The sequence below is a fragment of the Paenibacillus sp. S02 genome (genome assembly GCF_019454065.1).
Lineage (GTDB): Bacteria > Bacillota > Bacilli > Paenibacillales > Paenibacillaceae > Paenibacillus > Paenibacillus polymyxa_B.
Window position 1 is genome coordinate 1,401,298 of record NZ_CP073682.1, and the last position, 25,089, is coordinate 1,426,386.

Consider the following 25,089-nt stretch of genomic DNA (forward strand, 5'->3'; position numbering starts at 1 on the left):
CATTTTTCAAGATGGAGTAAAACCTATGACATTAGTCGAAAAACGCGCCAAACCGCGCAGAAGTTTGCTGGTGAATACATCATGGCTGTTCGGTGACAAAATGATTCGCATGGTGTTCGGCCTGGCAGTCAGCATCATCATGGCGAGAGTGTTGGGACCAGAGGAACTGGGAAAGTGGAATTATGCGGAATCCTTTTTCGGGATGTTTCTGATTTTCACGACCCTTGGCTTTGATTCTATATTAGTACGCGATCTTGTCAAAGACCCCAAGGATGAGCATGAGCTATTGGGTACGGCGGTTCTGCTGAAATTGGTAGGTACTTTGATAGCCATTGTACTGTCCTATTCCTTCATCTCACTGCTCAGACCGGAAGACAGCTCGGTGCGATTGATCAATCTGATCCTGGCTACGGCCTCGGTATTTCAATTGTTTGATATCATCGACTACTGGTTTCGTGCGCAGATGCTGTCCAAATACACGGTCGTTGCCAAGAATACCGCCTTTGTTCTCGGCTCCACCATCAAAATTATTCTGTTGTTGTCCGGTGTTCCGATATGGGTGGTGGCGCTGTGTGCTCATGGAGAGTTTCTGTTGGGGAGCCTGCTGCTGCTGTATTTCTTCCATAAGGAAGGACGACGTGTGAACCGATGGACGTTCCGTTTAGCCACAGCTCGGCGAATCATGAATCACAGCTGGCCGCTAATACTGTCATCCTCCGCTGTATATGTACAGGCACGGATCGATCAAGTCATTATCGGTGAACTGCTGGGGAACGCTGCGGTTGGGCAATACTCCGTTGCACTCCGACTTATCGAAGTGCTGGGCTTCATTCCGGTTGTTCTGACAACGGCCTATGCTCCAGTAGTAACCCGCTCCAAGCAGAAAGGAAGCGACGAATACAGACAGACATTGTCTACGGTGTATCGCCTGATGTTTATATGCTTTCTTGTGACCTCGGTACCTTTATTTTTTCTATCCCAATGGGTAGTGGTTGTGCTGTATGGGAAAGAATTTACCGAAGCAGGTTCGCTGTTGTCTCTGTTTGCGATTCGTCTGTTTTTCACCAACTTCAGTGTTGCTAAAAGCTTGTTTATTACCAATGAAAATTTGTTCAGATACACGCTGCTGACCTCGGTGGTGGGTGCGGTTACGAATATCGCTTTCAATTACGCGCTAATCCCGTTGCTTGGTGTCCGAGGGTCGTTAGTGGCGACGATCTTGTCCTTTACGATATCTGTATTTCTATTAGATTTGCTATTTAAGGAAGTTAAATCTAATTTGGGTTGGATGATGAAGTCCATCCTGACCTTCTGGCGTGTTCATATTACAGTACCGAAAGTTGGAGAGAACAATCATGATACCCATTAAACCGTTTGTTCGGCATGAGGAACAGTGCCCGCATTGTGGAAGTAAGGTACGTGGTGGAGAGGTGCTGTGGCAGGGAATCCATGTATGTGTCAGCACTGCGTGTGAGGGGTGCGGACGCGAATATCTCGAGGACATGAGGGTCGGTCATGCCACGTATTCACCTTATCGTGTAGAAATGCCTGACTATATTCTGACCGGTGATGCGAAGTCGAGAAAATGGCTCGGAGAGCCTTTGCGGCAATCGTTGATGAATCCTTCCTATGACTTAGCAGTCGGCATGACTGTGCATAAAATGAGAGCTTCTACACGTGTGATTATCATCAACACAATGGATTATTTGTATGGTCATGCTTTGCTCAAGCTGCTCAATGTGCAACGTGAATACGAGCAATCGCCGGACCTAGGCATCATCGTCATTGTGCAAAAGTCGCTGGAATGGATGGTACCAGCATACGTGTCTGAAATTTGGACGGTTGATGTGCCGTTCAGCAGGGCACGAAACTTTTATCCTGTACTACATCATCGGATGATTGAGGAACTGATGCGTTTTGATGAGGTGTATGTCAGCCCGGCATATTCACATCCCAATCAGTTTGATATTGAGCAGTTTACAGGTGTCTCCCGCTATGATGAGGGGCGTGAGTCGGAGCCGCGCATTACCTTCGTATGGAGGGAAGATCGCTTGTGGAGCGGCAGCCATCATATCGCAAGAGCGGTACAGAAATTTCCACAGCTTAAACGTGGGCTAAAACCGCTAATTTATCATCAGCGCAGTAAAATCATACGGCTGTTCCGCAGGCTAAGAGAAAGCTTCCCAGATCATCGTTTTACAGTCGCTGGACTTGGGCGTACCGGGAGCTTCCCGGCATGGATTTCTGATGAGCGTGTCACACGCTTTGACCGGGAAAGTGAGCTGCGGGTCTGCGAGGTATACGCAGCCAGCCGATTAGTAATCGGTATCCACGGTTCTAATATGCTGCTGCCCTCTGCGCATGCCGGCATGACCATTGATTTGATGCCCAAGGACCGATGGGGGAATTACGCTCAGGATATTTTATTTCACGAAACGGATCATCGGCTTACAGCCTACAAATACCGCTTTGTGCCGATGGAATCGAGTGTGACTCTAGTGGCAGATATGGCAGCTGCCCAGCTCAAAGGGGCAGATCATTTTAATATGCAGATGACGGAGGAAAGGCGGCAGGGGGAGCATTCAGTTTGGAGGGGGGAGGCCGCTTCGGGACGGATTTGATCTTCCGATCGCTGTTGACGAGGAATTCCCTGGATTGAATAGGCCCTGCAAGAGGGCGGAATCCCCCGTCAAAGGCGAACGCTACGCTTCTCCAGATTCAAATCCTACCCTTCGCTACGTCCCGCCGTCACCAAAAAGAATTTCCCCCAGCCCATAAGGTGGGGAAAGTAAGAGCCATATGGCGATAGCTTCGCCCTATCGCCGCGAACTTCTCGCCGGGCATGTATGCCGGCAAAATTAATGCTCTGTACCGTTCTCTGTCAGGGTGACAGCGTTTGGTGGATAACACTCACGGCAAGCAACAATCAAGCCTAGTTAAGGTCTTGTGTCAGCCCGGCGGTAGTAGCTCTATGCTGTTCAATCGTTTATCGCTAATGTGATCGGTATACAAGGTAGCGCGCAGTCAACGCCTGCGTGCATTCGCTCGCGTATATCGCGCAGCGATGGCATTTCATGCCCAGCATTCCCTTTTTTGAAATGGGGTGACTTTATGGACCCGGCGGTCAGTAGCAGAGTGGTCCATTTGAATCTGAAGAAGCGCTAGCTTTCGCCTTTGCAGTGGGATTCTTACCTCGGAATGTTTATATATCCAAGAATCCCACTGCAACAGCGATCGGAAGATCAAATGGAGTGCGCAGCGGTCTCTAAACCCCGCCGCCATAACTCACCCAATATGAAATGGCAGGAGCCCTGATGATGATTCAAAAAATATTGTATCTCCGCAATTTTGCCAGCAAGGTGAACGGGGACTCATACAATTTACAGGAAGTCGGTTTGGGCAAAGCACTCGTTCGAAAAGGCTACGATTGCGATATTGTTTACTACAACGATCGTAAGGAAACCCATCTGGAACAAGTATACCGTCACGAAGGATGCACCTTGCGTATAATCTGGCTCCACGGGTTTAAGTTCTTAAGCAACAGCATCTACAGAGATGTTCTCAAAGATTCGTTTCTGGATGCTTATGGTCTGGTCATTACTACAGAATACAACCAGATCATGACCTATCTGCTTTCCCGCAAATGTCCTGATAAGCTGGCGTTGTATCACGGTCCATACCGGGATAACACGCACGCGCTGATCCGCAAACTGTACGATATTATGCTGCTGCCGAAGGTAACAAAATCTCTACGCTGTACCTATGTCAAATCCGACCTCGCCAAGCGCTATCTAGAGAATAAAGGTTTTGACAACGTGGTTACGATTGGAGTCGGGCTGGATCGCAGTAAAGTAGAGAGAGCATCCGACAGTGACACCAGTAACAACAGTGAAGACATAAGCGGAGAACGTGAGGAAAACCGTGAGGTCGCGAATGAGTTGCGTCGAATCGGAGATCGTCCGGTGCTACTGTATGTTGGTGTACTGGAGGAACGGAGAAATATACGTTTTATGCTGAGTACGTTCAAAAGGGTACTCCAAAAGCATCCTAGCTGCCTTTTGTTAATGGTCGGGAATGGACGGAAGACGGACACAGATCGCTATTGGACATATGCTCATGAACTGGGAATAACGGACAGTATTATACATTTTTCAAGAGTGGAACAACGTCATCTGTGGCAGGTTTACGGAGCGGCGGATGTGATGCTGTTTCCGACCCAATACGATATTTTTGGTATGGTGCTGCTGGAAAGCATGCTGTTTCGCGTTCCGATTATCTCTTCGGTAAACGGGGGCTCGGTTACCTTGATTGAGGACGGAGTGAGCGGAGTGATGCTGAGAAGCTTTTCAGAAGAGGAATGGTCTGATCGGATAGGCGCTTTGCTGGATAATGCTGAGCTGAGACGAAGTATGGCGGAGAAGGCCTTCCTTACGGTCGAGCGTATGTCGTGGGATCGCATCGCAGATGAAATAGTAAGCCATCAAGGGATCAAGCCCGGGAATTCTAACCACGTTATGCAATCAACGCAGGAAAGAGGGGCAGCCACGTGAGCCAACAGGTCAGCAGACAGATGAACCCTCCTGTAAGCAAGGTGCTGATCATCCATAACTTTTATCAGCAAAGCGGGGGAGAAGACAAGGTTGTCGAGCAAGAATCGGCTATGCTGCGTTCCAGAGGAATAGAGACAGAGCATTACTATGTGCACAACGACAGCATTCAAAGCAGAGGGCTAGCGAACATGGCAAAGCTGGCAGTAGAGGCGGCATGGTCCCTGCCGGAATTCAAAAGAATTAAGAAGCTGCTTTTACAGGTGAAGCCGGATGTGGTGCATGTGCATAATTTTTTCCCGGTTATATCTCCTTCGGTCTATCATGCTTGTGAACGGCTGGGGATTCCGGTTGTCCAGACACTGCATAATTACAGGCTGATTTGTCCGGCGGCAACCTTTATGCGAGGGAATAAGGTTTGTGAAAAATGCCTGCACGGCACGCTGCTGCACTCCATCCGTCATGGATGCTATCGAGGTTCACAGCTTCAGACGATTCCGGTGGCGGCGATGATTAAGTTCAACGATCTAATCGGCACATGGCAGCACAAGGTAAGTCGCTATATTGCGCTGACGGAGTTTGCACGGGACAAATTTGCCGAAAGCGGTATTCCGCTGGATCGTATCGCGGTAAAGCCGAATTTTATCCATCATAAAAAAGTGAAAACCCAGTATGACCCGAATGATCGCTATTTGTTGTTTGTGGGGCGGATTTCTGCTGAAAAAGGGGTTCGCAATCTGCTGCAAGCCTGGTCACAGTTGGAGGATCGGGGGGGATTGAGACTGGTCATCATTGGGGATGGTCCGGAAAAGGCTGAATTGGCCGCTGCTTATCCGCAGGAAGATGTTCGGTTTCTCGGTAAGCAGGATGGAGACACGGTACTGGATTGCATGAGCCGGGCTATGTATGTCATGGTACCTTCCATTTGGTATGAAGGATTTCCCATGACAATTGTAGAGTCTTTTTCTGTTGGAACTCCGGTATTATGCAGCCGGCTCGGCGCACTGGAGGAAGTCGTGGAGGACGGGGTGACGGGTTTCCATTTTCAACATGATGATTTGGAAAATATAAAGACTGTGATTCGCTGTGCAGTAGCCTATGAAAACTATGCAGCTATGAGACAGAAGGTGTCGGAAAACTATGCTGCACGCTATACGGAAGAAGTGAATGTAAAGCAGCTGATGGCGATATATAGCGAGGCGATGGAGGAGCGTGATTATGAAACAGCTGCCCCAATATAGAGTTGGAAGGATTGCGGATGCCGATATTGCAGCACTTACGTTTCAAGAAACGGTACACACGCTGGAACAATGGGCAGTCGAACGAAAGGACGGCTATGTATGTATTTGCAACACGCATTCCATTGTCACGGCCGGGAATCATTCCGAGTTCCACAAAGCGCTCACTCAAGCCGATTTGTGTACTCCGGATGGTATGCCGTTGGTATGGGCGCTTAAGCTGTACGGATTTGAGCGTCAGGATCGGGTAGATGGTCCCAGCCTGATGCTCAAGTTATGCGAACGTGCGCCACAAACGAAGGTAAGTATATATTTTTACGGCAGTACGCCAGATACGCTGGAGAGCTTAAAAGAAAGAGTAGAACAGGATTACCCCGGAATCCGCATCGCGGGCAGCTTTTCACCACCATTTCGTGAGCTTCACCCAGATGAGGAGGAGCGGATCATTGATGAAATCAATGCGTCCGGCGCGCATATCATATTCGTCAGCTTAGGCTGCCCGAAGCAGGAAATATGGATGTATCGAAACAAAGACCGCATCCGTGGCGTGATGATTGGAGTAGGGGCGGCCTTTGACTATATCACTGGAAAGGTTCGTAGACCGCCGCTAGCGATACAAAAGCTGGGGCTGGAGTGGCTGTATCGTCTGATCTGCGAACCGAAGCGATTATGGAAGAGGTATGCCTATAACAATCCGATGTATGTATACCGTTTTCTAAAATCTTATCGGCAAAACAAACGGCTTACGCTCTATCATAACCAGCCTGCAGGAAGAGATATAGAGAAGTGAAGTCGGCAAAAGCAGGATGCAATGAGACAGCATGTAAAAGGGGGAGTTGCTTTGAAGCTATGTGTAATTGGTGCAGGGTATGTCGGGCTGGTGTCGGGGGTCTGTTTTGCAGCACTCGGGAATACCGTCGTTTGTGTAGATCAGAATGAGGACAAAATTCATCAGCTGCGTGCAGGTGGGGTGCCGATTTATGAACCGGGATTAAAGGCTCTAATTAAAGATAATGTAGAACAAGGTCGACTAAGCTTTACAACAGATACGGCAGCTTCGGTGGAGGCAGCTGAAATTATTATTTTGGCGGTCGGCACGCCTTCGCTGCCAGGCGGAGAAGCGAACCTGTTCTATATTGAAGAAGCCGCCTGTGAGGTGGCAGACGCCATGAATGGCTACAAAGTAATTGTCACCAAAAGCACGGTGCCTGTCGGAACGAACGAACGTATTCAAAATTGGATTGCGAGCCGCACAAACTATCCTTTTGGTGTGGCTTCGGTTCCAGAATTTTTACGCGAAGGCTCAGCAGTCATAGATACCCTACAGCCAGATCGAATCATCATCGGAGCTTCCGATCCGCATGTGTCCGCAGTGCTGACTACACTGCACGAGCCGCTGACGACAAATATCGTAACCACGGATATCCGTTCGGCGGAGATGATCAAGTACGCGTCGAATGCTTTTTTGGCGACCAAAATTTCGTTTATTAATGAGATTGCAAATATTTGCGAAAAGGTGGGCGCAGACGTTACACGCGTGGCACACGGTATGGGGCTGGATCAGCGGATCGGTTCCTCCTTTTTGTCTGCTGGTATCGGCTATGGGGGTTCCTGTTTTCCCAAGGATACACAAGCCCTGATCCAAATTGCTGGCAACGTGGACTATGAATTCAAGCTGCTTAAATCTGTGGTAGAAGTGAATCAGGGGCAACGTTTTAACGTGATTCGTAAGCTAAAAGAGGCGCTGGGTGATCTGGAAGGAGCTACGATTGGTATATGGGGACTGGCCTTTAAACCGAATACAGATGACGTAAGAGATGCCCCGGCGCTGGATATTATGCATTCGCTGCTGGAAGCAGGGGCGCAAATTCGTGCATATGACCCGATCGCTACCGCTAACTTCCGCAGACTGCTGGACAGCTCGGAAGTAACGTGGGCAGATAGCGCACGGGAAGCAGCAGAGGGATGCGACGCACTGTGTCTTTTGACGGAATGGGAGGAGTTTGGTGAAATCGGGCTGGGTGAGCTGAATGAGCTTATGAAATATCCTATTATGATCGACGGACGCAATGTGTACAGCGAGGAGCAAATCAGACAATCTGCCTTTGCATACTATTCTGTCGGTAGGCCACAGTTGAACAATCTGGATGTAGATCGTCATCAGTCTGTAGTAAATCCGTAAAGGGGAGGCTGCATATGAAACGATGGCTGAAGATGACATTGGGGGCTGCGGCGTTACTGGTCGTAGGGGCTACTGCCTACACCGCTTATGTGTATCATTCCTTTAAAACAGCGGCGAATGCGATGTATCATCCGCGCAGCATCGTGCAGCCTGGGGCGGTTTCTACCCTTGCAACGGGCGGAGCAGGGCGATCCGTAGATACAGACTCTGGATCAAGTACACCCAATCCGGCAGCCATCTCCCAGTTCAAGCCGTTCACCGTGCTGGTACTGGGCGTAGATCGGCGGTCACACGATCCAGGACGATCGGATACGATGATCGTTTTGTCTGTTAACCCTGCCGAAGGCTCTATGTTGATGTTCAACATCCCGCGTGATACGCGAACAGAGCTGATCGGCAGGGGGCGTGAGGACAAAATCAATCACGCTTTTGCTTTTGGGGGCGTGGATATGTCGATCCGTACGGTAGAGTATTTTTTGAACCATCCGATAGATTACTATGTACAGATGAACATGGAAGGGTTTGCAAAAATGGTGGACCTTATGGGGGGAGTCGAGGTTCATAACCCACTTGATTTTCAATATGAGGGCCATCATTTTGCGCAGGGCAATTTGAACTTGAACGGGGCTGAGGCGCTGGCCTACGCCCGTATGCGTTTTGATGATCCACGTGGGGATCTCGGAAGAAATGCCCGCCAGCGGGAGCTACTCAAGCAAATTCTTGCCCAGTCCATCAGCAAGGAAGGGCTGTTGAGGGTAAAGCCGATACTGGAGGCAGCGGGGGAGCAGATTCGCACAGACATTACCTTTGACGATATGACCACCTTCCTGACCCGGATCGGTCCGTCCCTCAAGCAGACGGATACCGTTGAGCTGAAGGGACATGGGCGTAAAATCAACGGCGTGTATTATTACATTGTGGATGAGCAGGAACGCCAGCGTATCCATGGAGTGCTGGAGAAGCACATGCTTACCACGGCCATATCGCCTTAGGTAAGCCTTATGTAGACGGGTGCCCTATTGGGAGGTCACCCGTTATTTTCTTATAAAGTCTTCTAAAAAAGGCTTGTCCCACATACATCTGTAGAGAATTCGGTATAGTCCAACAGAGGGAGGGGCAATGTGTGCTGTTTAGAAGGAGAGCGGCTTCGGCGTTCGTCCGTAAGCTATTATATTTTGCAATCATATGTGGATTGTTATGGCTGCTGTTGCTGGGTCTGCATGGGGTGATGTCTACAGGCGAGGGCGATCAAGCGGTAGAAGCACTGAACGAGTTCTACACTATGGAGCAATCGGGAAATTTCGGAGGCTCATGGGAGTTTTTTCATTCGCAAATGAAAAAGAAATTCGAGAAGTCCACGTATGTACAGCAGCGCGCGCACGTTTTTATGCAGGATATGGGGACGGATACGTTCACGTTTGAACTGGGGGAGCCGCAGGCTGAATATGACATTCGTACCGATCAGAATGGAGAAGAGTTAGGGAAGGTTTACCGTATTACGGTCACTCAGCATTACAAGACCCGATTCGGCAATTTTGATATCGTACAGCCTTGTTATGTGACGCAGGAAGATGAGAAGTGGCGGGTGCTTTGGATATACAAGGACAAGGAATAGAGGTTGCGTGGTGTTTCTAAAAGGTTAAATATGGTACAATACTTCCAAAACCGGAAATGTACAGTAAAATGGATCACAGCTTCACTCCGGATGGAAGGAGTTTCAAAGCATGCAGCAAGCGACAGGACAGGTTCCCGTCATACGTATGGAGGGTGTGAGTAAAATCATTTCCTCAAAAGCGATCGTGGATGATCTGACGCTGGAGGTTCCGGCGGGGCAGGTATTTGGTTTCCTTGGACCCAATGGTGCGGGAAAAACGACCACCATCCGTATGATGGTTGGCCTGATTTCGATCAGCAAGGGCGATATTCATATTTGTGGAGACAGCATCAATACCGATTTTGAAAAGGCTGTTTCCCATGTCGGCGCGATTGTTGAGAACCCGGAGATGTACAAGTTTTTGACAGGCTATCAAAATTTGCAGCATTTTGCGCGAATGTCTCCTGGAGTGACCCAAGAGCGTGTGGATGAAGCGATTCGTCTGGTGGGACTCGGAAACCGGATTCACGATAAAGTAAAAACCTATTCGCTCGGGATGCGGCAGCGACTTGGGGTAGCTCAGGCGATTTTGCATCGACCGAAGCTGCTTGTGCTGGACGAGCCGACCAATGGCTTGGACCCGCAGGGTATTCGTGAACTGCGGGATTATTTGCGTCAATTGGCCCGTAAGGAAGGAATTACCGTATTCGTATCAAGCCATTTGTTGTCCGAGATGGAGCTGATGTGCGACCGTGTAGCTATTATTCAGAGCGGACGGCTGGTTGATATCAAGCAACTGAAGAATACAGGGGAGGAAGTGCAAAAGGCGGAAATTGCTTTTGAGGTAAATGATGCCGAACAAGCTTATGCGCTTGCTGGAGCAGGGCGCGTCGAAGGTAATCAACTGCTGCTTCATCTGGAGCGGGAACAGATTGCAGAGATGAACAGCCTGCTGGCTGCAAATGGCATTAAAGTATATGCGATTCGCTCGGTTGCCCGTACGCTGGAAGATCAATTTTTGGAAGTGACGGGAGGCGGGGTCATTGGGTGATTTCTTCAAGCTGGTACATAACGAAAATCTGAAAATTTACCTGCGTGTGCGCACATGGATTATGCTGGGATTGCTGGCGGTCATCACTGCTGCGATTCCGATGCTGATTTCCCTGGTTTCCGATCAGGTCAGTGTGTGGGATGGGATTGCGTTGACGACGTTGTTTACATTTTTCCTCAATACGACGTTTACGGTCATTGTAGCCGCTGATTCGGTGGCTGGTGAATTTACTTGGGGAACGATTAAGCTGCTGCTCATCCGACCTTGGACTCGCAGCAAGATATTGTTGTCCAAGTATATATCCGTGATTTTGTTCAGTTTGCTCGGAACGATCATTTTGATCTTGATGGTTACGCTGTCCTCATGGGTGATGTTATCCAAGGATGCACCAGCGGGTTCTGTTCCGCTGTTCAGTGATCCGATATCTTACGTAACGCTGAATTTCTTGTATAGCTATATCGCCTTATTCGTGACGATGGCCTTTGCTTTTATGCTGTCCGCTGTTTTCCGTTCCAGTGCCTTGGCGATTGGGCTGTCACTGTTCATGATGTTCACCAAAACAGTTTATAACACGATTGGCTTGTTCAGCACAGATCGTTTTGAATGGACCAAATACGTTCTATTTACGCATATGGATCTGAAAAAATATTTAGATATGCCGCCGGGTACGGTAAGTTCAAGTCTAACCTTTTCGCTCACCGTGCTGGCCGCATATTATGTGATTTTTATCGCCATTGCCTGGGTGGTTTTCGTAAAACGGGATGTTTCAACCTAAATCGAAGTGTCTTAGAGTTACATAAAGGACGTTCAAATGCCTAGCATTTGGACGTCCTTTTGTTATTTAAGGATTTTGCAAAATCCTCATTTAAGACTATTTTATCCTGTATTTAGGTCATTTTTGCTACACATTCTGCGTACGTGGGGTATATTGTAATCTATTTTCAGCAAGAATCAATCAATAGGGTCATTTTGCGTTTAAAGAGGTAGAGAGAAACAGAACAGAGGGGGTCGCATGATATGCTGCAAAATAATCGTTTTTTTCGTCTGACTACAGGTATCGTCATGCTATTACTCATCATTTACTTGGGCACCAAAGTAAGTTTTATATTTAGTCCTCTCGTATCCTTGGTCAGCTTGCTGGTAGTACCGTTAATGCTATCTTTTTTCCTCTATTATTTATTGAGGCCGATTGTAGATGTAATGGAACGGAGAAAAATCAAACGATCTATCTCCATCTTGCTGATTTATTTGGTCATTGGAGTGTTATTGTTTGTTTTCTCATGGGGTGTGTGGCCTACGCTGCGTGATCAAGTTACCAATTTATTTGAAAATGCGCCGAAGCTCATTAAAAGTCTGGTTGATCAATTGAGCCAATGGCGGCATAATCAATCCTTGAGACAAGTGCTGCCTCCGGGTGAAGACCCGCTGTCACAACTGTCAGATACGTTGAACGAAGCTTTTTCGACACTGTCTGATTATTCGGTAAAGCTGGTATCGTTCGTGTCCTACTTTTTTATCGTATTGGCTACCTTTCCAATATTGCTCTATTACATGCTGAAGGAAGGGAGCAAGTTTGGCCCTAAAATGCTAAACTTCTTTCCAAAAAAATATCACAAGGACGCATTGGAGGTTATGGAAGATATCGATAGTGCACTCAGCAGCTTTATCGTGAGTCGGGTGCTGATTAATGTCGCGTTGGGTGTGATGATGTTTCTTGGATTTTTAATTATTGGTTTGCCTTATGCCTTGCTGCTTGCCGTTATTTCGATTTTTCTTAATTTTATTCCCTATGTGGGGGCAGTGGCTGCTTCTATACCTGTGGTTATTATTGGATTACTCGAATCACCTTCGATGGCACTCTGGTCGCTGGTTGTGGTGATCGCTGCACAGCAAATTCAGGATAATTGGCTGTCACCTATAGTTTTTGGCAAGCAGCTGGATATTCATCCGTTGACTGTCGTTATTTTACTGTTAGTTGGTGGCGACCTGCTCGGGATTCTGGGTATCATTTTGGTGATTCCATTGTATATGTGCGGAAAAATCGTCATACGCAAGGTGTACCAATTATTTTTGGAGCGCAGAGTGGAGGATATTATGGAATGAATGGAAAATGCACTGGATTTAAAGGAGTATATACTGACTTTATCCTGCTTCGGATTGCAGAGCGGCTTGGCTGTCCTCCTTGTTTTTGCTGAAACTAGATTGGGTTTCGTCGTTTGACTCATCCGTAGAAGTTGACAACTCTACATCCTTTGTTCGGTTCATTTGAATTGTGCCGTCCAGTATACCGCCTTCAGAAATGACCAATGCAGCGGTCGCCGTATTTCCGTACAGTTCACCTGTCGGCGTAATGGTCAGTCGTCCTTCTGTAGTAATGCTGCCGAACACCTTACCGGCAAGAATGACGTCTCGTGCGATGATGTCCGAACGTACAACAGCAGATTCTCCAATGACGACAGTACGAGTGCTGCGGATATCGCCCTGAAAATGACCGTCGATCCGAATATTGGCCTCTGCCTCAACTGTACCTTCAAAGCTGGTGCCATTAGCAAGCAGTGTATCCATAGCTGGGGCGGAGAGCTTTTTTTTGGATTCCTTGAACATGATGGTTTTCCCCCAATCTTTTATTGTAAAGATTTTGAAAAATCCTTATTGTACATACAGTAATGGATCGACAGGTTGGTTATGCTTGACGATCTGAAAATGAAGATGAGGTCCTGTGCTTCTCCCGGTACTTCCCAGCAGACCGATGGTCTGTCCTTTGTGGACACGATCCCCCGGAGCCACCTGCATGCCGCTCAGGTGCATATACCAGCTCTGGAGTCCGTCAGGATGCTGGATGATGATGCACTTGCCGCGGGCTCCGCTAGAAGCAGCCTCCAAGACGGTGCCTGCTCCTGCTGCATAGACAGGATCACCGGTTTGTCCGGCAATGTCCACGCCTGAATGAAAGGCAGATCTGCCCGTAAAAGGGTCGCTGCGATAGCCGAAGCTGGAGGTCATTCGCCGTGAACCTACAGGCCAAATGGAGGGATTCCCTTGCTCGGCAAGAGCCAACCTACGAGTCTGGAGTAGCTGTGCGGCTTGTTTGCGCTCCAGATTCTGCTGTACGGCATTTGCTTGCTGAATAGAGCGGGGAACCGTACGTTCCACCGTGTCCAACAGAGATTCGATCTCCTGAAAATCATCCATTGCCTGGCGAGTTAGGAGGGCAGTATTTTCATGCACTGCGATCAGCTCGCCCCCGATATGGCCGGAAGCATCCCAGGAGAGCGGAGTCATGGTTTTTTTATGGTTACTTGTGGCAGATGAGTTTCCGTGTTTACGAATGAATTGCTGCATTTGCTGTTCCAGCTCCGTTACACGCTGAAGGCGTTCACGAATATTGGTGGCTTGATTCGTCAGCTCCATGACTTCCTGCCGTAGTCGCCCAATGGCTGCATCCTTGTCCGCTACCGTGACCTCCATCTGCAAACTCTGGACAGCAAGATTCGTTTCCATTTGGGAGATAATATGGGAAGAACGGATTTGCAGCCCGATCACGAGTGTAGAGATAGACGCGATCACAAGAGTTGGGACGAGAATGACAGCGGCTGTAGAGCATTGTAGCTGCTTGGGCGGTTGCTGTGCATCCCGAATAACAAGCAGGGTCATCCGGCGATTTAGGCTTCCTTTTTTCATAATCGCTCCTTTCCGGACATCGCTCCTATAGTGCTTGGTTACTATCTATTCAGCTTAAGAGGCAAACATGTCAAAAAAATTGGAGCTTAGTATAAAACGTGATATATAAGGAGGCTTAGACATGCTGTGGTTGCTGTTGGTTTTAATTGTTTTTATTTTTCAGACCGGGACGATCCTGCTCTTTGAATTTCGCAAGCCGTCCAAAGCGGTAGCCTGGCTTTTTATTTTGTTTTGCTTCCCGCTCATTGGCTTTGTCGTGTACTACTTTGTTGCACAGGATTATCAGAAGCGCAAAATGGTTCGAAAAGGGGGATCGCAGCTGTTTCGTGAATTTCGCGAGCGTCTGTGGGCGCAATCCAAGGTGATTGAACAGGTGGAGCAAATGCATAATCCTCATTTCAAGCATCAGGAGCGTCTGTTTAACCAGTTAATTCGTATGTCGGAAAACCCGTTGACTGGATGTAATCGCACACGTGTGCTGACGAACGGTGAGGAAACCTTCGAGGCTATGCTGACAGCGATGGAACATGCACAACATCATATCCATGTGGAGTTTTACATATTTCGGGCCGACGAAATCGGAAGAAAGTTTCAAGAGGTCATGATCCGCAAGGCACGTGAGGGAGTAAAGGTACGATTCGTTGTGGACGGTGTAGGAAGCTACCATTTGCCCTATTCCTTTATTCGTACCTGTAGTGAGGCGGGAGTGGAATTTCATTATTTTCTACCTCCGTTTTTCGCCACGTTGGACCGCCGGATTAACTATCGCAATCACAGGAAAATCGTGGTAGTGGACGGCATGATCGGATTTGTGGGGGGGATTAATGTAGGCGACGATTATCTCGGAAAATACCCCAAAGTGGGATTTTGGAGGGATACGCATTTGCAGATTGAAGGAGATAGCGTCTATTTTCTGCAAAATGCATTTCTTAGCGACTGGAAGCTGGCCTCAGGGGAAAGGCTGATGGATGTGAATTTATTTCCTCCACATACCTGCACCGGGGATGAGGAAGTACAGATTTTGAGCAGCGGTCCCGATCAGGTTTGGGATACGATTCAGGAAATGTGTTTTGGAGCGCTCACAGTTGCCAAAAAGCGGATTTGGATTACGACGCCGTATTTTATTCCCGATCTGGGGATTTATGAGGCGCTCAAGCTGGCAGCAGTCAGTGGCGTAGATGTGAAAATTATTATTCCCTACCAATCCGATTCGAAGCTGGTTCATCTGGCGTCTTTATCCTATGTGCAAGAACTGCTGGAGGCAGGGGTGGAGTTCTACCAATATCGAAAAGGATTTATTCACGCCAAAGTGGTGATTGTCGATGATTTACTCGGCTCGGTCGGGACCGCCAATATGGACATGCGCAGCTTTTTCTATAATTTTGAGTTGACCGCTATAGTTTTTGCTAATTCAGCGCTGGAACGGCTTTCGGCAGATTTTGTAGAGGACATTTCCAACTCCTCACGCATAGATTTAAACGTGTTCCGCAGGCGGCCTCGATCTCAGAAAATAGCTGAAATTCTAACTCGCATGCTCTCTCCACTCCTTTAAAGGCGGTTTTCGCCGTTTTTATCGATATAATCCCACTTTATTGTGATTTATGTGCTCTTTGCTAACTTTTTTGCGCAAAATCACAGTTTTATGGTATACTATTCATATAACACAAGCGCGGTAAAGGAGAGGGGACTGCGGATAGCAGCCCCTTTTTCGGTCCAATATACCATACTGTAACGGGGGGATTTATATATGAGTGTAGTGAGCAAGGAAGTTCAAAATCTGTCTGATATCACAGATGTAACCGGAGAGTTGACCAAGATCAGCAAAATTCCAGCTAATCCGAAGAACAAAGCAAAACGCCTGTTTCAGCGTGCGGCCATGATTATTTTCGGTGCGGCGCTTATGGCAGTGGGCCTCGAAATATTTCTGGTTCCTAACGGCGTTATTGACGGAGGCGTTACAGGTATTTCCATCATGGCCTCCAAGATTACTGGCTATCCGCTCGGCATTTTCCTGACCCTGTTGAACCTTCCATTTTTACTTATCGGATACAAACAAATCGGTAAAACCTTCGCTTTATCCACATTATTCGGCATTATCGTGATGTCCATCGGTACCGCGTTACTTCACAATGTAAGTGCATTGACTCCTGGCGAACCACTATTGGGTGCTATCTTTGGGGGCGTCATTCTCGGCGTTGGGGTGGGTCTTGTGATTCGGTCCGGCGGCTCGCTGGATGGAACAGAGATCGTAGCTATTCTCGTCAGTGAAAAAACTCCTTTTTCGGTCGGTGAGATCGTACTGTTCGTTAATATCTTTATTCTGGGAAGTGCAGGTTTTGTGTTCGGTTGGCCGAATGCCCTGTATTCCATGATTGCTTATTATATCGCCATGAAAATGATTGATATTACAATTGAGGGTCTGGATCAGTCCAAATCGGTCTGGATTATTAGTGAAAAATACCGTGATATCGGGGATGCCCTGACAGACCGTCTTGGACGGGGCGTAACTTATCTGGAAGGTGAAGGCGGCTTTACAGGCGAAAGCAAGAAAGTGATTTTCGTCGTCATTACCCGACTGGAGGAAGCGAAGCTGAAGAGCATCGTTGAAGATTGGGACCCGCACGCTTTCGTTGCGATCGGTAACATTCACGATGTGAAGGGCGGACGCTTTAAGAAAAAAGGAATACACTAGCGCAAGGGGACAATTTCTCAGCCTAATGGCTGCGGGGTTCGTCCCCTTTTTTGTTCTTCCAAGCATTGATCAGGTTCGGTGTGCCTTGGTGCGCATATGCTTGAGGACGTCTTCTACGGGCTGGGGAGGAACCTTGTCGATCAAGTCGCCTACCTGGTTTAGTCGTTCCTCAATATTCAGCAAATGGTAGTCAAGTGGTGATACATCTTGCCGTACCTCTTCCCATGTTAGCGGAGTGGAGACCGTAGCGCCGGGGCGTGCCCGCGGGGTATAAGGAGCGGCCAGAGTTTTCCCCTGATAATGCTGCAAATAATCAAAATAGATGGCTGTTCCCCGATCCTTCTTTAACCGTTCGAGTGTGAACAGATGCGGGTGCTTTTCTGTCACAAACTGTCCAACTAATAGCCCGATGCTGCGAAGTTCGTCGAAGGTTATGCCTGTACGGATCGGAACGATAATTTGTACACCTGTGGCCCCGGATGTTTTGGGGACGGAATCCAAACCAAGCGAAGCCAGTACTTCACCGACAATAGAGGCTGCCTCCATAATACGTGGCTCCACCTCTCTGGATGGATCAAGGTCAATCATCCATTCACAGGGCAGCTTGCTTCCCGCTTCATGCAGAGAGGGGTGGAATTCCAACGCAGCTTGATTACCAAGCCAGAGAAGTTGTGGCAATTTGCCGAGCACGATATATTCAATACCATCATGCAGAGCGGTTTCAATATAGTCCGGCCGAGGACGTGGGGCATTTTTCTGATAAAAAAAATCACCGTGAATCCCATGTGGCCAGCGAATGACGGTCAGCAGACGATGATGGCAATATTTGAGCAGGAAGGGAGCTAATGCCGCCAGCTTGCGAAGATATAGCGCCTTAGTCACGCCTGCTTCAGGCCACAGTGGTTTATCCGGGTTTGTGATAGGAATTTCCTGGCCTTCAATGGTAATAGTACCTTTAACGGCTTGTCCCATAGTGCTATCCTCCTTTGGCTAACATGCAGCAAAATCTTTATTTACAGGCTGATTGTTGAACTTATAGATCTACATATGGTTTAACATGAACGTGAAGTGCTGAATTTATCCATCAAAGGGATTGACAAGATACATTATGTATCATAAATTTATAATAAAATACGATATGTATCTATTAGAGTGTCTTGAGCAGAGGTAGAGGAGGAGTTTGCTTGATTGAAAAGCAAGGCGGAGGGCTGGTATTCCTGTTAAGTGTCCCTCGGAGTGGAAGCTCGCTGCTTACCGCCATTTTGCAAAACCATTCCCACCTGTTTGCCACACAGGAAATGTGGTTTCTGCTCAGTCTATATGATCTTCCTCAGTCACATGCACGGCCATATGGAGGAACAGGGATACTTCGGCAATTTTTTAAAGGTATGGTTCCCTCCGACGTATTGGAGCAGGCCTCCCGTTCATATGCACTTGAAATATATAATGGTCTGCTTCAAGGAACTACAGCAGATATGCTTATCGACAAATCTCCGCGTTACTATACGGTGCTGGAATTTATAGACCGTTTATTCCCTGCTGCCCGCAGGCTGTGGCTTATCCGGAATCCTTTGGCCATTGTGGCCTCATTCAAAAAGGTCAATCAGCTACGGAATGGACGTTTTCAACTGCTGGAGGAACTGGGGAGTCCGCATTTTAATATGAAAATGACGGATATTACGGTTGGTTTGTTCCGTTATGCTCATTATTTTGCCACACCTCATCCACTTGCATACCCGCTTAAGTATGAACAGCTCGTATCCAATCCAACGATGGAGATCGAGAAGCTGTGCAGTTTTCTGGGGATCAAGTATGAGCCGGGGATGGAAAAGTACGGAGACTTTGCGGATACGCCCAAATCCAGTCTTTTTTATAGTATGGGAGCGGGTGATCCATTCGTAGGAGAGCATGAGCAGGCGCATCAGGATTCGGTACATAGCTGGCAACATTTGTTGAGTAAAGCGGAAATTGAGCTATATTGCAGAAGCATTGGGTCCCGCATGTTTAGGCAGCTTGGTTACGCGGAAGCGTTGGAGCAGGCTGAGCAGATGACTGGAGTCCGCTTTGAAGATGAGCCGGATATAGAGCTGCTGAGTCAACGTACACAACAATTTCTCCAACAAAGCGGCTTTGAATGGAAGGCAGCTTATCGGATGCTGGAAGACCAGGATGCAGATAACAGAGAACTTGTGATAAATGCAACCCGTCATACTGTACCTCAAGATCTGGCAAGGATGCAGGTGGACCAGATCGTGAGCGATCGGCGGATCCAATCACTGGAAAACAGGTTGGCACATAGCTATGAGGATCGGAACCGTCTTATCGCTCAGCTCCAAAGCTATCAACGCCCAAATCAAGGTCTCCGATCTCGCAGCCTCTTTGCCCGTAAGCTCGGGCGCTTGGCGTCTGTAGCGTTATCAAGTATAGGAAAAGAAAAAGGGGGAAGAACGTGAGTGCGATTGCCGGAATCTATAGCTTTGGGCATGAGTCCGTAAGCACCGAAGAAGGCGGTAAAATGATGCAAGCCCTGCGAAAATATCCCGCTGACCGCGTATGTGCTTGGTGCGAAGGCTCAATATTTTTGGGTTGTCATGCCCAGCATGTGACCCCGGAATCTGTTCATGAGCGTCTTCCCTTCTATGATGAGCTAAGAGATTTGGCAATCACAGCGGATGCGATTATTGACAATCGTTCCGAGCTGTTTGAACGGCTGGGAGTTGAGCAGGAACGGCGGCAAGATATCACGGACAGCGAGCTGATTTTGCTGACATATGACAAATGGGGAGTGGAAGCAGCCAGTTATCTGATAGGTGATTTTGCCTTTGTCATTTGGGATGCCAAGGAACATCGATTATATGGTGCTCGAGATACGACAGGAAATCGTACGTTGTACATCTACCAACATGACCGAGGATTCGCGTTTAGCACGGTAGTCGCTCCACTTTTGGCCCTGTCCTCTCTGCGAAAAGAACTGTATGAACCGTGGCTGGCCGAATTTTTGTCCATCCGTGCCATGCAGGAATCCGTCGATATCGGAACGACTGCATACAAGCATATCAACCAGCTTCCTCCTGCACATTGGTTCACTATGGAGGAGGGGAAGCGAACTCTTCATAAATATGCATGTCTGGATGAGGTAGAGCCACTGCGGCTCAAAACAGGAGGCGAGTACATAGAAGCTTTCCGCGAGGTGTTCACACAGGCGGTCACTGCCCGACTACGGACGCATCGCGCTGTAGGGGCTGCCTTGAGCGGAGGGCTGGATTCCGGGGCGGTTGCCAGCTTTGCCGCGCCATCGCTGCACTTGCAACAAAAGCCGCTGCATGCCTACAGCTATGTGCCTGTTCAAGATTTTACAGACTGGACACCGCCTACATTGCTGGCGAACGAACGAAGCTATATTCAGTCTACGGCTCGCTATGTAGGCAACATTCACGAGAATTATATGGATTTTGAGGGGAAAAGTCCGTTTTCAGAAATTGATATTTGGCTGGAACTCATGGAAGCACCCTACAAATATTTTGAAAACTCCTTCTGGATCAGAGGTTTTTATGAAAAAGCACAGGAGCACAATGTCGGTGTACTATTGACCGGGGCACGAGGCAATTTTACCGTATCGTGGGGCCCTGCACTAGACTATTATGCCCGGCAGTTTCGTCGTTTGCACTGGTTGCAATCCTTTCAGGGATTGTGGCGGTACAGCAAGCTTACGGGCAGGCGTATGTCTCATCTACTCCCTGTGATGTTGAAAAAAGCGACTTCGCTTGAATCTCGTTCATGGCTGCGGCGTAGCAATCGAAGTCCCGTTCCTTCACTGATCCACCCGGAGTTTGCCAAACGGATGCATGTAGAAGATATTCCTGTATTGAGCGGAACAGGCTGGATGAAAAACGCCGATCAGACGAGAAAAGAGAAATTTTCGAATTTGGCGATTGCTAACAAAAATGGTGTGGTCGCGACCAAACTTTCACTACGGTATGGCCTGTGGGAACGTGATCCGACCGGAGACAGCCGAGTGATTCGCTTTTGCTTATCGGTGCCTTTTGAACAGTATGTGCAAAACGGTCGGGACCGTGCCCTCATTCGTACGGCCATGCGTGATCATCTACCTGATGATGTTCGGTTGAACCAGCGGGTACGCGGTGTACAGCCTGCGGATTGGCTACATCGAATGCTTCCTTGCTGGGATACGTTTATGGGAGAGCTTCAACTGATGTGTCATGATTTACGAGCCGCCGAATATCTCAATATTGAGTTTATTAAGACGGCTATGGCGAAACTTCACCACCCCCGCCCTGAGCAGGCTTCTGATCCGAATATACGACTACTAATGCATAGCCTGATCGTGTACCGTTTTCTCTGTAGATTGAACTGATCGAACCTATCCGGTCAGACAGTTCGCCATTCGTTGGAGGGGAGGTGATGAGATGAGTAAAAAAGAATGGCAGGAACCGACGATAGAGGTGCTGGATATTAACCAGACTATGGCGGGTAAAGGCTGGAAACAGATTGACTGGGTATCTGACCACGATGCCGATCTTCATAATCCAAGCTAACACATGGTTATACATGCAGCCGATGTTGGGCTGGAAGCAAAAAAACTGGTCCGATAACGACTGAATGAACGAGAATAGCATAATCCATTGGACTCGTATTCAATACAAAGCCGTCTTTATTTCTTCGGGTTAGAGGTGTTGCCCAAGAAATAAAGACGGGATTTTTAAGGACAGAGGAGTGAGTCCTATCGTGCATGACAGGAGTGCAAATGTCAGTTGGACGAAATATACAGCCTTTGGACTCAGGATTTCCAGTGAGCTTAATCTGCCTGAGCTGATCCTGGCAGCACCGGAAGCAGTAGAGGATGTAGTCATTCGACAGGCTGATTTAACTGCATGGAGTGATCAGTTGGAGCAGGCCAATTTTGTGATGCTAGATGAGCGATTTATGTTCCAAATACCAGGCACGGCCATTTATGCCGTCAGGGAAGGCAAGGAGATCGAGGTAAGCATATTCTCCGGGGCCGATCCTGACACCGTGCGGCTGTTTGTGCTGGGTACATGCATGGGTGTTCTGCTGATGCAAAGAAGAATATTACCTATTCACGGAAGTGCGGTCGTCATCGGGGGGAAGGCCTACGCATTTGTGGGTGAATCGGGTACGGGGAAATCGACACTGGCTGCTGCTTTTAGGCAGGCAGGTTATCAGATGGTTAGTGATGACGTGATTGCTGTAAAAGCTACGGCTTCCTCAGCCATCGTGTATCCAGCTTATCCGCAGCAAAAGCTGGGGGTGGATAGCTTGCTCCAACTGGAGGCTTTACGGGAGAACAAGCATGCACGCAAAAGAAATCACATACGTTCCCTAACTGATGGCAATTCTGTAATGCCACAATACAGAGATCTGCGTATGCTTGCAGGTGAGCTGAATAAATATGCCGTATCCGCCGTAGATGAATTTTTTAACGATCCGCTGCCCTTAGGGGGCATATTCGAACTTGTGGCAGATTCTCCAATCCGTGCGTTGATGCGCGAAGGGGAGCTAATGGCGGTTACGGAACAGCCCTTGAACGTTTTGGAGTGCTTGCATACATTACTACAACATACATATCGTAGGGTGATTATTCCGCGAATGGGTTTGAGTGAATGGTCGTTTGATACAGCGGCTAGGATGGCTCGTAAAGTAGAGGGCTGGCGGCTGCTGAGGGATAGTTCCGTCTTTACTGCGTCCGAGGTTGTACAACGGGTACTTGATATCATTCGTAAGGAGGAAAAGAGTTATGGCAGCCACTAATCCAGCTAAAGACCATTATCGCGTCATTTACGGTGAAGAGGTCTATGTCAGTGATATGGACGGAGAAAAAGTGATGATGAGCATTAACACTGGTAAATATTATAACTTAGGTTTCACAGGAGGACGAATCTGGGAACTGGCAGAATCCGGTCCTTCACTTGGCGATATCGTAACTGTCCTGACGAATGAATATGAGGTGGACGAGGAACAGTGCAGACAGCAGGTACATACCTTTGTGGCTGAGTTGGAGCGGGAAGGACTGTTAAAGCTTCTACGGGAGTCGGTATAACATGCGGATACAACGGCTTCTTCTCCTGTCTCCAGAGGTTAGGAGATTGTTGCCGGAAGCCTGGCTGGAGCTGGGATGGGCGAGGCTGCGCCAGCGTCGTTCTTTTGGGGATTACTCAAGGGTTTGGGGCATATGTATGGAAGAAACTCCATGGCAGTGTGATATCAGGCAGGAGAAGTGCATTCAGCAGATTTCGCACGCTGTGGAGCTGGCAAGCCGTTATACTCCTTGGCGCAGTAGTTGTCTTGTACAAGCCGCTGCGGCGATGACGTTGCTGGGGCGCAGAAAGCTGGACTGCACGCTGTATCTGGGCACAGCCAAAAATTCCGCTGGACGCTTGGCCGCACATGCATGGGTACGTAGCGGACCGATTTATGTTACGGGGAAACGGGAGATGGAAGCATTTACGGTGGTGGGGATATTCGGGAGACGTGCTGTGATGGCTACAAATACGAAGATGGAAGATAAAGGTAGTTCTTTGCTTTAATGCGATGAGACAAGAAGGAGAAGAATACATGCCCACCAAGTCTGTTTTGGAACTTGCGAATTGGAATGAGGATCAAGAATTAACGTTGTTACTCTCTCTATTGGGGAAAGACGTTTCTCATTGGCAGGATAAGACTGCTGCTACCCAGCTGCGTGAGATGGATTGGGTCCGCTTTTTACGTCTGACCGAGCACCATCGAGTGGTACCTACGGTATATCTCCAACTGAAAACATTGAATCATCCGTTCATTCCCGCAGAATTGTTGCGAAACCTTCAGGCGCAGTATCATCGAAACACGCTTCGCATGCTCCATCTTCAAGCAGAAGCCGAGCGTCTGACCAGGCTGCTCATAGCTCATGGAATTCGTGTGCTTATGTTGAAGGGTCCTGCTCTGGCGCAGCAATTGTACGGGGATGTTTCTCTGCGTACCTCCAAGGATATAGATTTACTCATTGCCTCTGACGATATGGATGAGGCTGAGTATTGGATGAAGGAAGCCGGATATGCGTCCAAGAGCGGAGAAGTGCGTGTCCTTGGCAGTTGGAAATGGAAGGACCATCATGCATCCTACCTACATCTGCAAAAACGGGTAGAGATTGAGCTGCATTGGCGGCTTCACCCGGATGGGGGTGGGGAACCCTCTTTTGACGAGCTGTGGAACTGCCGGAAAATGGGCAAAGCTGCAGGAGCCAGTCGGCAGGTACCATTGGAATCTGCCGACAACAGGACTGTGATGACGTCCTGTATGTATACGCTTGGCAGCGAGCATCAATTTCTGTACTTGAGCGCGCATGGTGCGCGTCACGGCTGGTTCAGGCTGCGTTGGCTGGTTGACATCGACAGGCTTGCGGTATGTGCTGTCGATTGGGAGGCGCTACTGCCGATGATGCGCCGCTACGGGGGCCTGCCTGCTGGCGGGCAGGCTTGGGCACTCGCCGCTGCGCTGTTGGGTACGCCGATACCGGAGCCGATGCGTCCGGTATCGGCTACCCGGCAGGCGCACAGGCTCGCGCTGAGCGCGCTGGCCTTCATGCAGGCCAGCGTTCCCGCACCGTACCCGATTGCCCACGGGTCGGGTACAGGTAGGCTTGCTCCATCAGAGCCGCTGCACAGCAGAGCTTTGGCGGAGCAAGCGGAGGCCGCACCTCCGAATGGCGGTGCTTCAGTATGCGATACCTGTGGCGAAGCAGCCATGCTTGCCACCAGTGGCGTTACTAGCATCACGGAAGATGCCAGTAACGACGATCATAGCCCGATGAGCACCGCTACCAGTTGTGCCCCCATTACTCCAGCTGTCGCCTCCAGCCAAGTCATGACCAGAAACACGGCGGCTGCCCATCAGCCGATCAGCCGCACTTACTTGCTTTCCTTAAAAGAGCCAAGACACAGACTATGGTACCTCATCAGCCGTTTGTTTCCTTCTATGGGGGATTCGGCCGTTTTTCCACTGCCTCGCCAGCTGCATTTTTTGTATATCCCTTTACGTCCATTTCTTTGGCTGAAGCGGCGATTTTCAAAGCACTGACTCGATAGAGGAT

Annotated in this window: 23 protein-coding genes; 20 read left to right on the forward strand and 3 right to left on the reverse strand. The window is 48.7% G+C overall.

All coding sequences use genetic code 11. From position 1 onward, the window contains the following. Positions 1-25 precede the first annotated feature (25 nt). The 11 genes from KAI36_RS06055 (at position 26) to KAI36_RS06105 (ending at position 12,715) form a co-directional block, all read left to right on the forward strand. Positions 26-1,369 carry a flippase gene (locus tag KAI36_RS06055; protein ID WP_053324853.1) on the forward strand — a complete coding sequence of 448 codons (1,344 nt, stop codon included), beginning with the start codon at positions 26-28 and terminating at the stop codon, positions 1,367-1,369. Beyond that, positions 1,356-2,621 (forward strand): hypothetical protein, encoded by a 1,266-nt coding sequence (locus KAI36_RS06060; RefSeq protein WP_220027251.1) that lies wholly within the window; start codon positions 1,356-1,358, stop codon positions 2,619-2,621. Before KAI36_RS06055 ends, KAI36_RS06060 begins: the two co-directional genes overlap by 14 nt. A gap of 696 nt (positions 2,622-3,317) precedes the next feature. Next, the gene (locus KAI36_RS06065) at positions 3,318-4,550 is read left to right on the forward strand and encodes a glycosyltransferase family 4 protein (RefSeq protein ID WP_220028063.1); all 1,233 of its coding nucleotides are present in this window, start codon (positions 3,318-3,320) and stop codon (positions 4,548-4,550) included. Beyond that, on the forward strand, positions 4,547-5,788 hold the full coding sequence (locus tag KAI36_RS06070; protein WP_025720465.1) for a glycosyltransferase family 4 protein: 1,242 nt from the start codon (positions 4,547-4,549) through the stop codon (positions 5,786-5,788). The genes KAI36_RS06065 and KAI36_RS06070 overlap by 4 nt, the downstream gene beginning before the upstream one ends. Further along, entirely contained in the window at positions 5,766-6,575 is an 810-nt protein-coding gene (locus tag KAI36_RS06075) for a WecB/TagA/CpsF family glycosyltransferase (RefSeq protein ID WP_220027252.1), read from the forward strand. The genes KAI36_RS06070 and KAI36_RS06075 overlap by 23 nt, the downstream gene beginning before the upstream one ends. Positions 6,576-6,626: 51 nt before the next feature. Continuing rightward, on the forward strand, positions 6,627-7,967 hold the full coding sequence (locus KAI36_RS06080) for a UDP-glucose dehydrogenase family protein (protein ID WP_220027253.1): 1,341 nt from the start codon (positions 6,627-6,629) through the stop codon (positions 7,965-7,967). Positions 7,968-7,981: 14 nt separating this feature from the next. Next, a complete protein-coding gene (locus tag KAI36_RS06085; RefSeq protein WP_220027254.1) occupies positions 7,982-8,959 on the forward strand; it encodes an LCP family glycopolymer transferase in 978 nt (325 codons plus the stop codon). Between the two features lie 131 nt (positions 8,960-9,090). Then, entirely contained in the window at positions 9,091-9,582 is a 492-nt protein-coding gene (locus KAI36_RS06090) for a hypothetical protein (protein WP_220027255.1), read from the forward strand. A 109-nt stretch (positions 9,583-9,691) separates the two neighbouring features. Next, positions 9,692-10,612, forward strand: a complete 921-nt coding sequence (locus tag KAI36_RS06095) for an ABC transporter ATP-binding protein (RefSeq protein WP_220027256.1) — start codon at positions 9,692-9,694, stop codon at positions 10,610-10,612. Then, on the forward strand, positions 10,605-11,387 hold the full coding sequence (locus KAI36_RS06100; protein ID WP_025720453.1) for an ABC transporter permease: 783 nt from the start codon (positions 10,605-10,607) through the stop codon (positions 11,385-11,387). The genes KAI36_RS06095 and KAI36_RS06100 overlap by 8 nt, the downstream gene beginning before the upstream one ends. A gap of 242 nt (positions 11,388-11,629) precedes the next feature. Beyond that, positions 11,630-12,715 carry an AI-2E family transporter gene (locus tag KAI36_RS06105; protein WP_023987447.1) on the forward strand — a complete coding sequence of 362 codons (1,086 nt, stop codon included), beginning with the start codon at positions 11,630-11,632 and terminating at the stop codon, positions 12,713-12,715. 39 nt (positions 12,716-12,754) lie between these two features. Here KAI36_RS06105 and KAI36_RS06110 read toward each other — a convergent pair whose 3' ends face one another. Beyond that, positions 12,755-13,216 carry a bactofilin family protein gene (locus KAI36_RS06110; RefSeq protein WP_025720451.1) on the reverse strand — a complete coding sequence of 154 codons (462 nt, stop codon included), beginning with the start codon at positions 13,214-13,216 and terminating at the stop codon, positions 12,755-12,757. Positions 13,217-13,261: 45 nt separating this feature from the next. After that, on the reverse strand, positions 13,262-14,293 hold the full coding sequence (locus KAI36_RS06115; RefSeq protein WP_075153895.1) for a M23 family metallopeptidase: 1,032 nt from the start codon (positions 14,291-14,293) through the stop codon (positions 13,262-13,264). Between the two features lie 121 nt (positions 14,294-14,414). Between KAI36_RS06115 and cls the strand changes: the two genes are divergently transcribed. Further along, a complete protein-coding gene (gene cls, locus KAI36_RS06120; RefSeq protein ID WP_023987450.1) occupies positions 14,415-15,845 on the forward strand; it encodes a cardiolipin synthase in 1,431 nt (476 codons plus the stop codon). 195 nt (positions 15,846-16,040) lie between these two features. Beyond that, complete coding sequence (locus tag KAI36_RS06125; protein ID WP_025720446.1) at positions 16,041-16,985, forward strand: YitT family protein; 945 nt, start codon at positions 16,041-16,043, stop codon at positions 16,983-16,985. Between the two features lie 69 nt (positions 16,986-17,054). Here KAI36_RS06125 and ligD read toward each other — a convergent pair whose 3' ends face one another. Further along, complete coding sequence (gene ligD / locus KAI36_RS06130) at positions 17,055-17,957, reverse strand: non-homologous end-joining DNA ligase (protein WP_220027257.1); 903 nt, start codon at positions 17,955-17,957, stop codon at positions 17,055-17,057. A gap of 212 nt (positions 17,958-18,169) precedes the next feature. Between ligD and KAI36_RS06135 the strand changes: the two genes are divergently transcribed. The 7 genes from KAI36_RS06135 to KAI36_RS06165 all read left to right on the forward strand — a co-directional run bounded on the left by KAI36_RS06135 (position 18,170) and on the right by KAI36_RS06165 (position 25,076). After that, the gene (locus KAI36_RS06135) at positions 18,170-19,438 is read left to right on the forward strand and encodes a sulfotransferase family protein (protein ID WP_220027258.1); all 1,269 of its coding nucleotides are present in this window, start codon (positions 18,170-18,172) and stop codon (positions 19,436-19,438) included. Next, positions 19,435-21,360 carry an asparagine synthase-related protein gene (locus KAI36_RS06140; RefSeq protein WP_220027259.1) on the forward strand — a complete coding sequence of 642 codons (1,926 nt, stop codon included), beginning with the start codon at positions 19,435-19,437 and terminating at the stop codon, positions 21,358-21,360. Before KAI36_RS06135 ends, KAI36_RS06140 begins: the two co-directional genes overlap by 4 nt. A 52-nt stretch (positions 21,361-21,412) precedes the next feature. After that, complete coding sequence (locus KAI36_RS06145) at positions 21,413-21,541, forward strand: paeninodin family lasso peptide (RefSeq protein ID WP_023987454.1); 129 nt, start codon at positions 21,413-21,415, stop codon at positions 21,539-21,541. Between the two features lie 190 nt (positions 21,542-21,731). Further along, positions 21,732-22,775, forward strand: a complete 1,044-nt coding sequence (locus KAI36_RS06150; RefSeq protein WP_220027260.1) for a dephospho-CoA kinase — start codon at positions 21,732-21,734, stop codon at positions 22,773-22,775. Next, complete coding sequence (locus KAI36_RS06155) at positions 22,762-23,064, forward strand: lasso peptide biosynthesis PqqD family chaperone (protein ID WP_025720436.1); 303 nt, start codon at positions 22,762-22,764, stop codon at positions 23,062-23,064. The genes KAI36_RS06150 and KAI36_RS06155 overlap by 14 nt, the downstream gene beginning before the upstream one ends. A gap of 1 nt (position 23,065) precedes the next feature. Next, on the forward strand, positions 23,066-23,551 hold the full coding sequence (locus tag KAI36_RS06160; protein WP_220027261.1) for a lasso peptide biosynthesis B2 protein: 486 nt from the start codon (positions 23,066-23,068) through the stop codon (positions 23,549-23,551). Positions 23,552-23,579: 28 nt separating this feature from the next. Further along, on the forward strand, positions 23,580-25,076 hold the full coding sequence (locus KAI36_RS06165; RefSeq protein ID WP_220027262.1) for a nucleotidyltransferase domain-containing protein: 1,497 nt from the start codon (positions 23,580-23,582) through the stop codon (positions 25,074-25,076). Positions 25,077-25,089 lie beyond the last annotated feature (13 nt).

What these genes read in the sequence shown, in the direction of transcription:
- KAI36_RS06060 (WP_220027251.1), top strand. Translation starts at nt 1,356, where the DNA reads ATGATACCCATTAAACCGTTTGTTCGGCATGAGGAACAGTGCCCGCAT.
- KAI36_RS06105 (WP_023987447.1), top strand. Translation starts at nt 11,630, where the DNA reads ATGCTGCAAAATAATCGTTTTTTTCGTCTGACTACAGGTATCGTCATG.
- KAI36_RS06075 (WP_220027252.1), top strand. Translation starts at nt 5,766, where the DNA reads ATGAAACAGCTGCCCCAATATAGAGTTGGAAGGATTGCGGATGCCGAT.
- KAI36_RS06115 (WP_075153895.1), bottom strand. Translation starts at nt 14,293, where the DNA reads ATGAAAAAAGGAAGCCTAAATCGCCGGATGACCCTGCTTGTTATTCGG.
- KAI36_RS06055 (WP_053324853.1), top strand. Translation starts at nt 26, where the DNA reads ATGACATTAGTCGAAAAACGCGCCAAACCGCGCAGAAGTTTGCTGGTG.
- KAI36_RS06165 (WP_220027262.1), top strand. Translation starts at nt 23,580, where the DNA reads ATGCCCACCAAGTCTGTTTTGGAACTTGCGAATTGGAATGAGGATCAA.
- ligD (WP_220027257.1), bottom strand. Translation starts at nt 17,957, where the DNA reads ATGGGACAAGCCGTTAAAGGTACTATTACCATTGAAGGCCAGGAAATT.
- KAI36_RS06155 (WP_025720436.1), top strand. Translation starts at nt 22,762, where the DNA reads ATGGCAGCCACTAATCCAGCTAAAGACCATTATCGCGTCATTTACGGT.
- KAI36_RS06065 (WP_220028063.1), top strand. Translation starts at nt 3,318, where the DNA reads ATGATTCAAAAAATATTGTATCTCCGCAATTTTGCCAGCAAGGTGAAC.
- KAI36_RS06160 (WP_220027261.1), top strand. Translation starts at nt 23,066, where the DNA reads ATGCGGATACAACGGCTTCTTCTCCTGTCTCCAGAGGTTAGGAGATTG.
- KAI36_RS06125 (WP_025720446.1), top strand. Translation starts at nt 16,041, where the DNA reads ATGAGTGTAGTGAGCAAGGAAGTTCAAAATCTGTCTGATATCACAGAT.
- KAI36_RS06145 (WP_023987454.1), top strand. Translation starts at nt 21,413, where the DNA reads ATGAGTAAAAAAGAATGGCAGGAACCGACGATAGAGGTGCTGGATATT.
- KAI36_RS06085 (WP_220027254.1), top strand. Translation starts at nt 7,982, where the DNA reads ATGAAACGATGGCTGAAGATGACATTGGGGGCTGCGGCGTTACTGGTC.
- KAI36_RS06095 (WP_220027256.1), top strand. Translation starts at nt 9,692, where the DNA reads ATGCAGCAAGCGACAGGACAGGTTCCCGTCATACGTATGGAGGGTGTG.
- cls (WP_023987450.1), top strand. Translation starts at nt 14,415, where the DNA reads ATGCTGTGGTTGCTGTTGGTTTTAATTGTTTTTATTTTTCAGACCGGG.
- KAI36_RS06110 (WP_025720451.1), bottom strand. Translation starts at nt 13,216, where the DNA reads ATGTTCAAGGAATCCAAAAAAAAGCTCTCCGCCCCAGCTATGGATACA.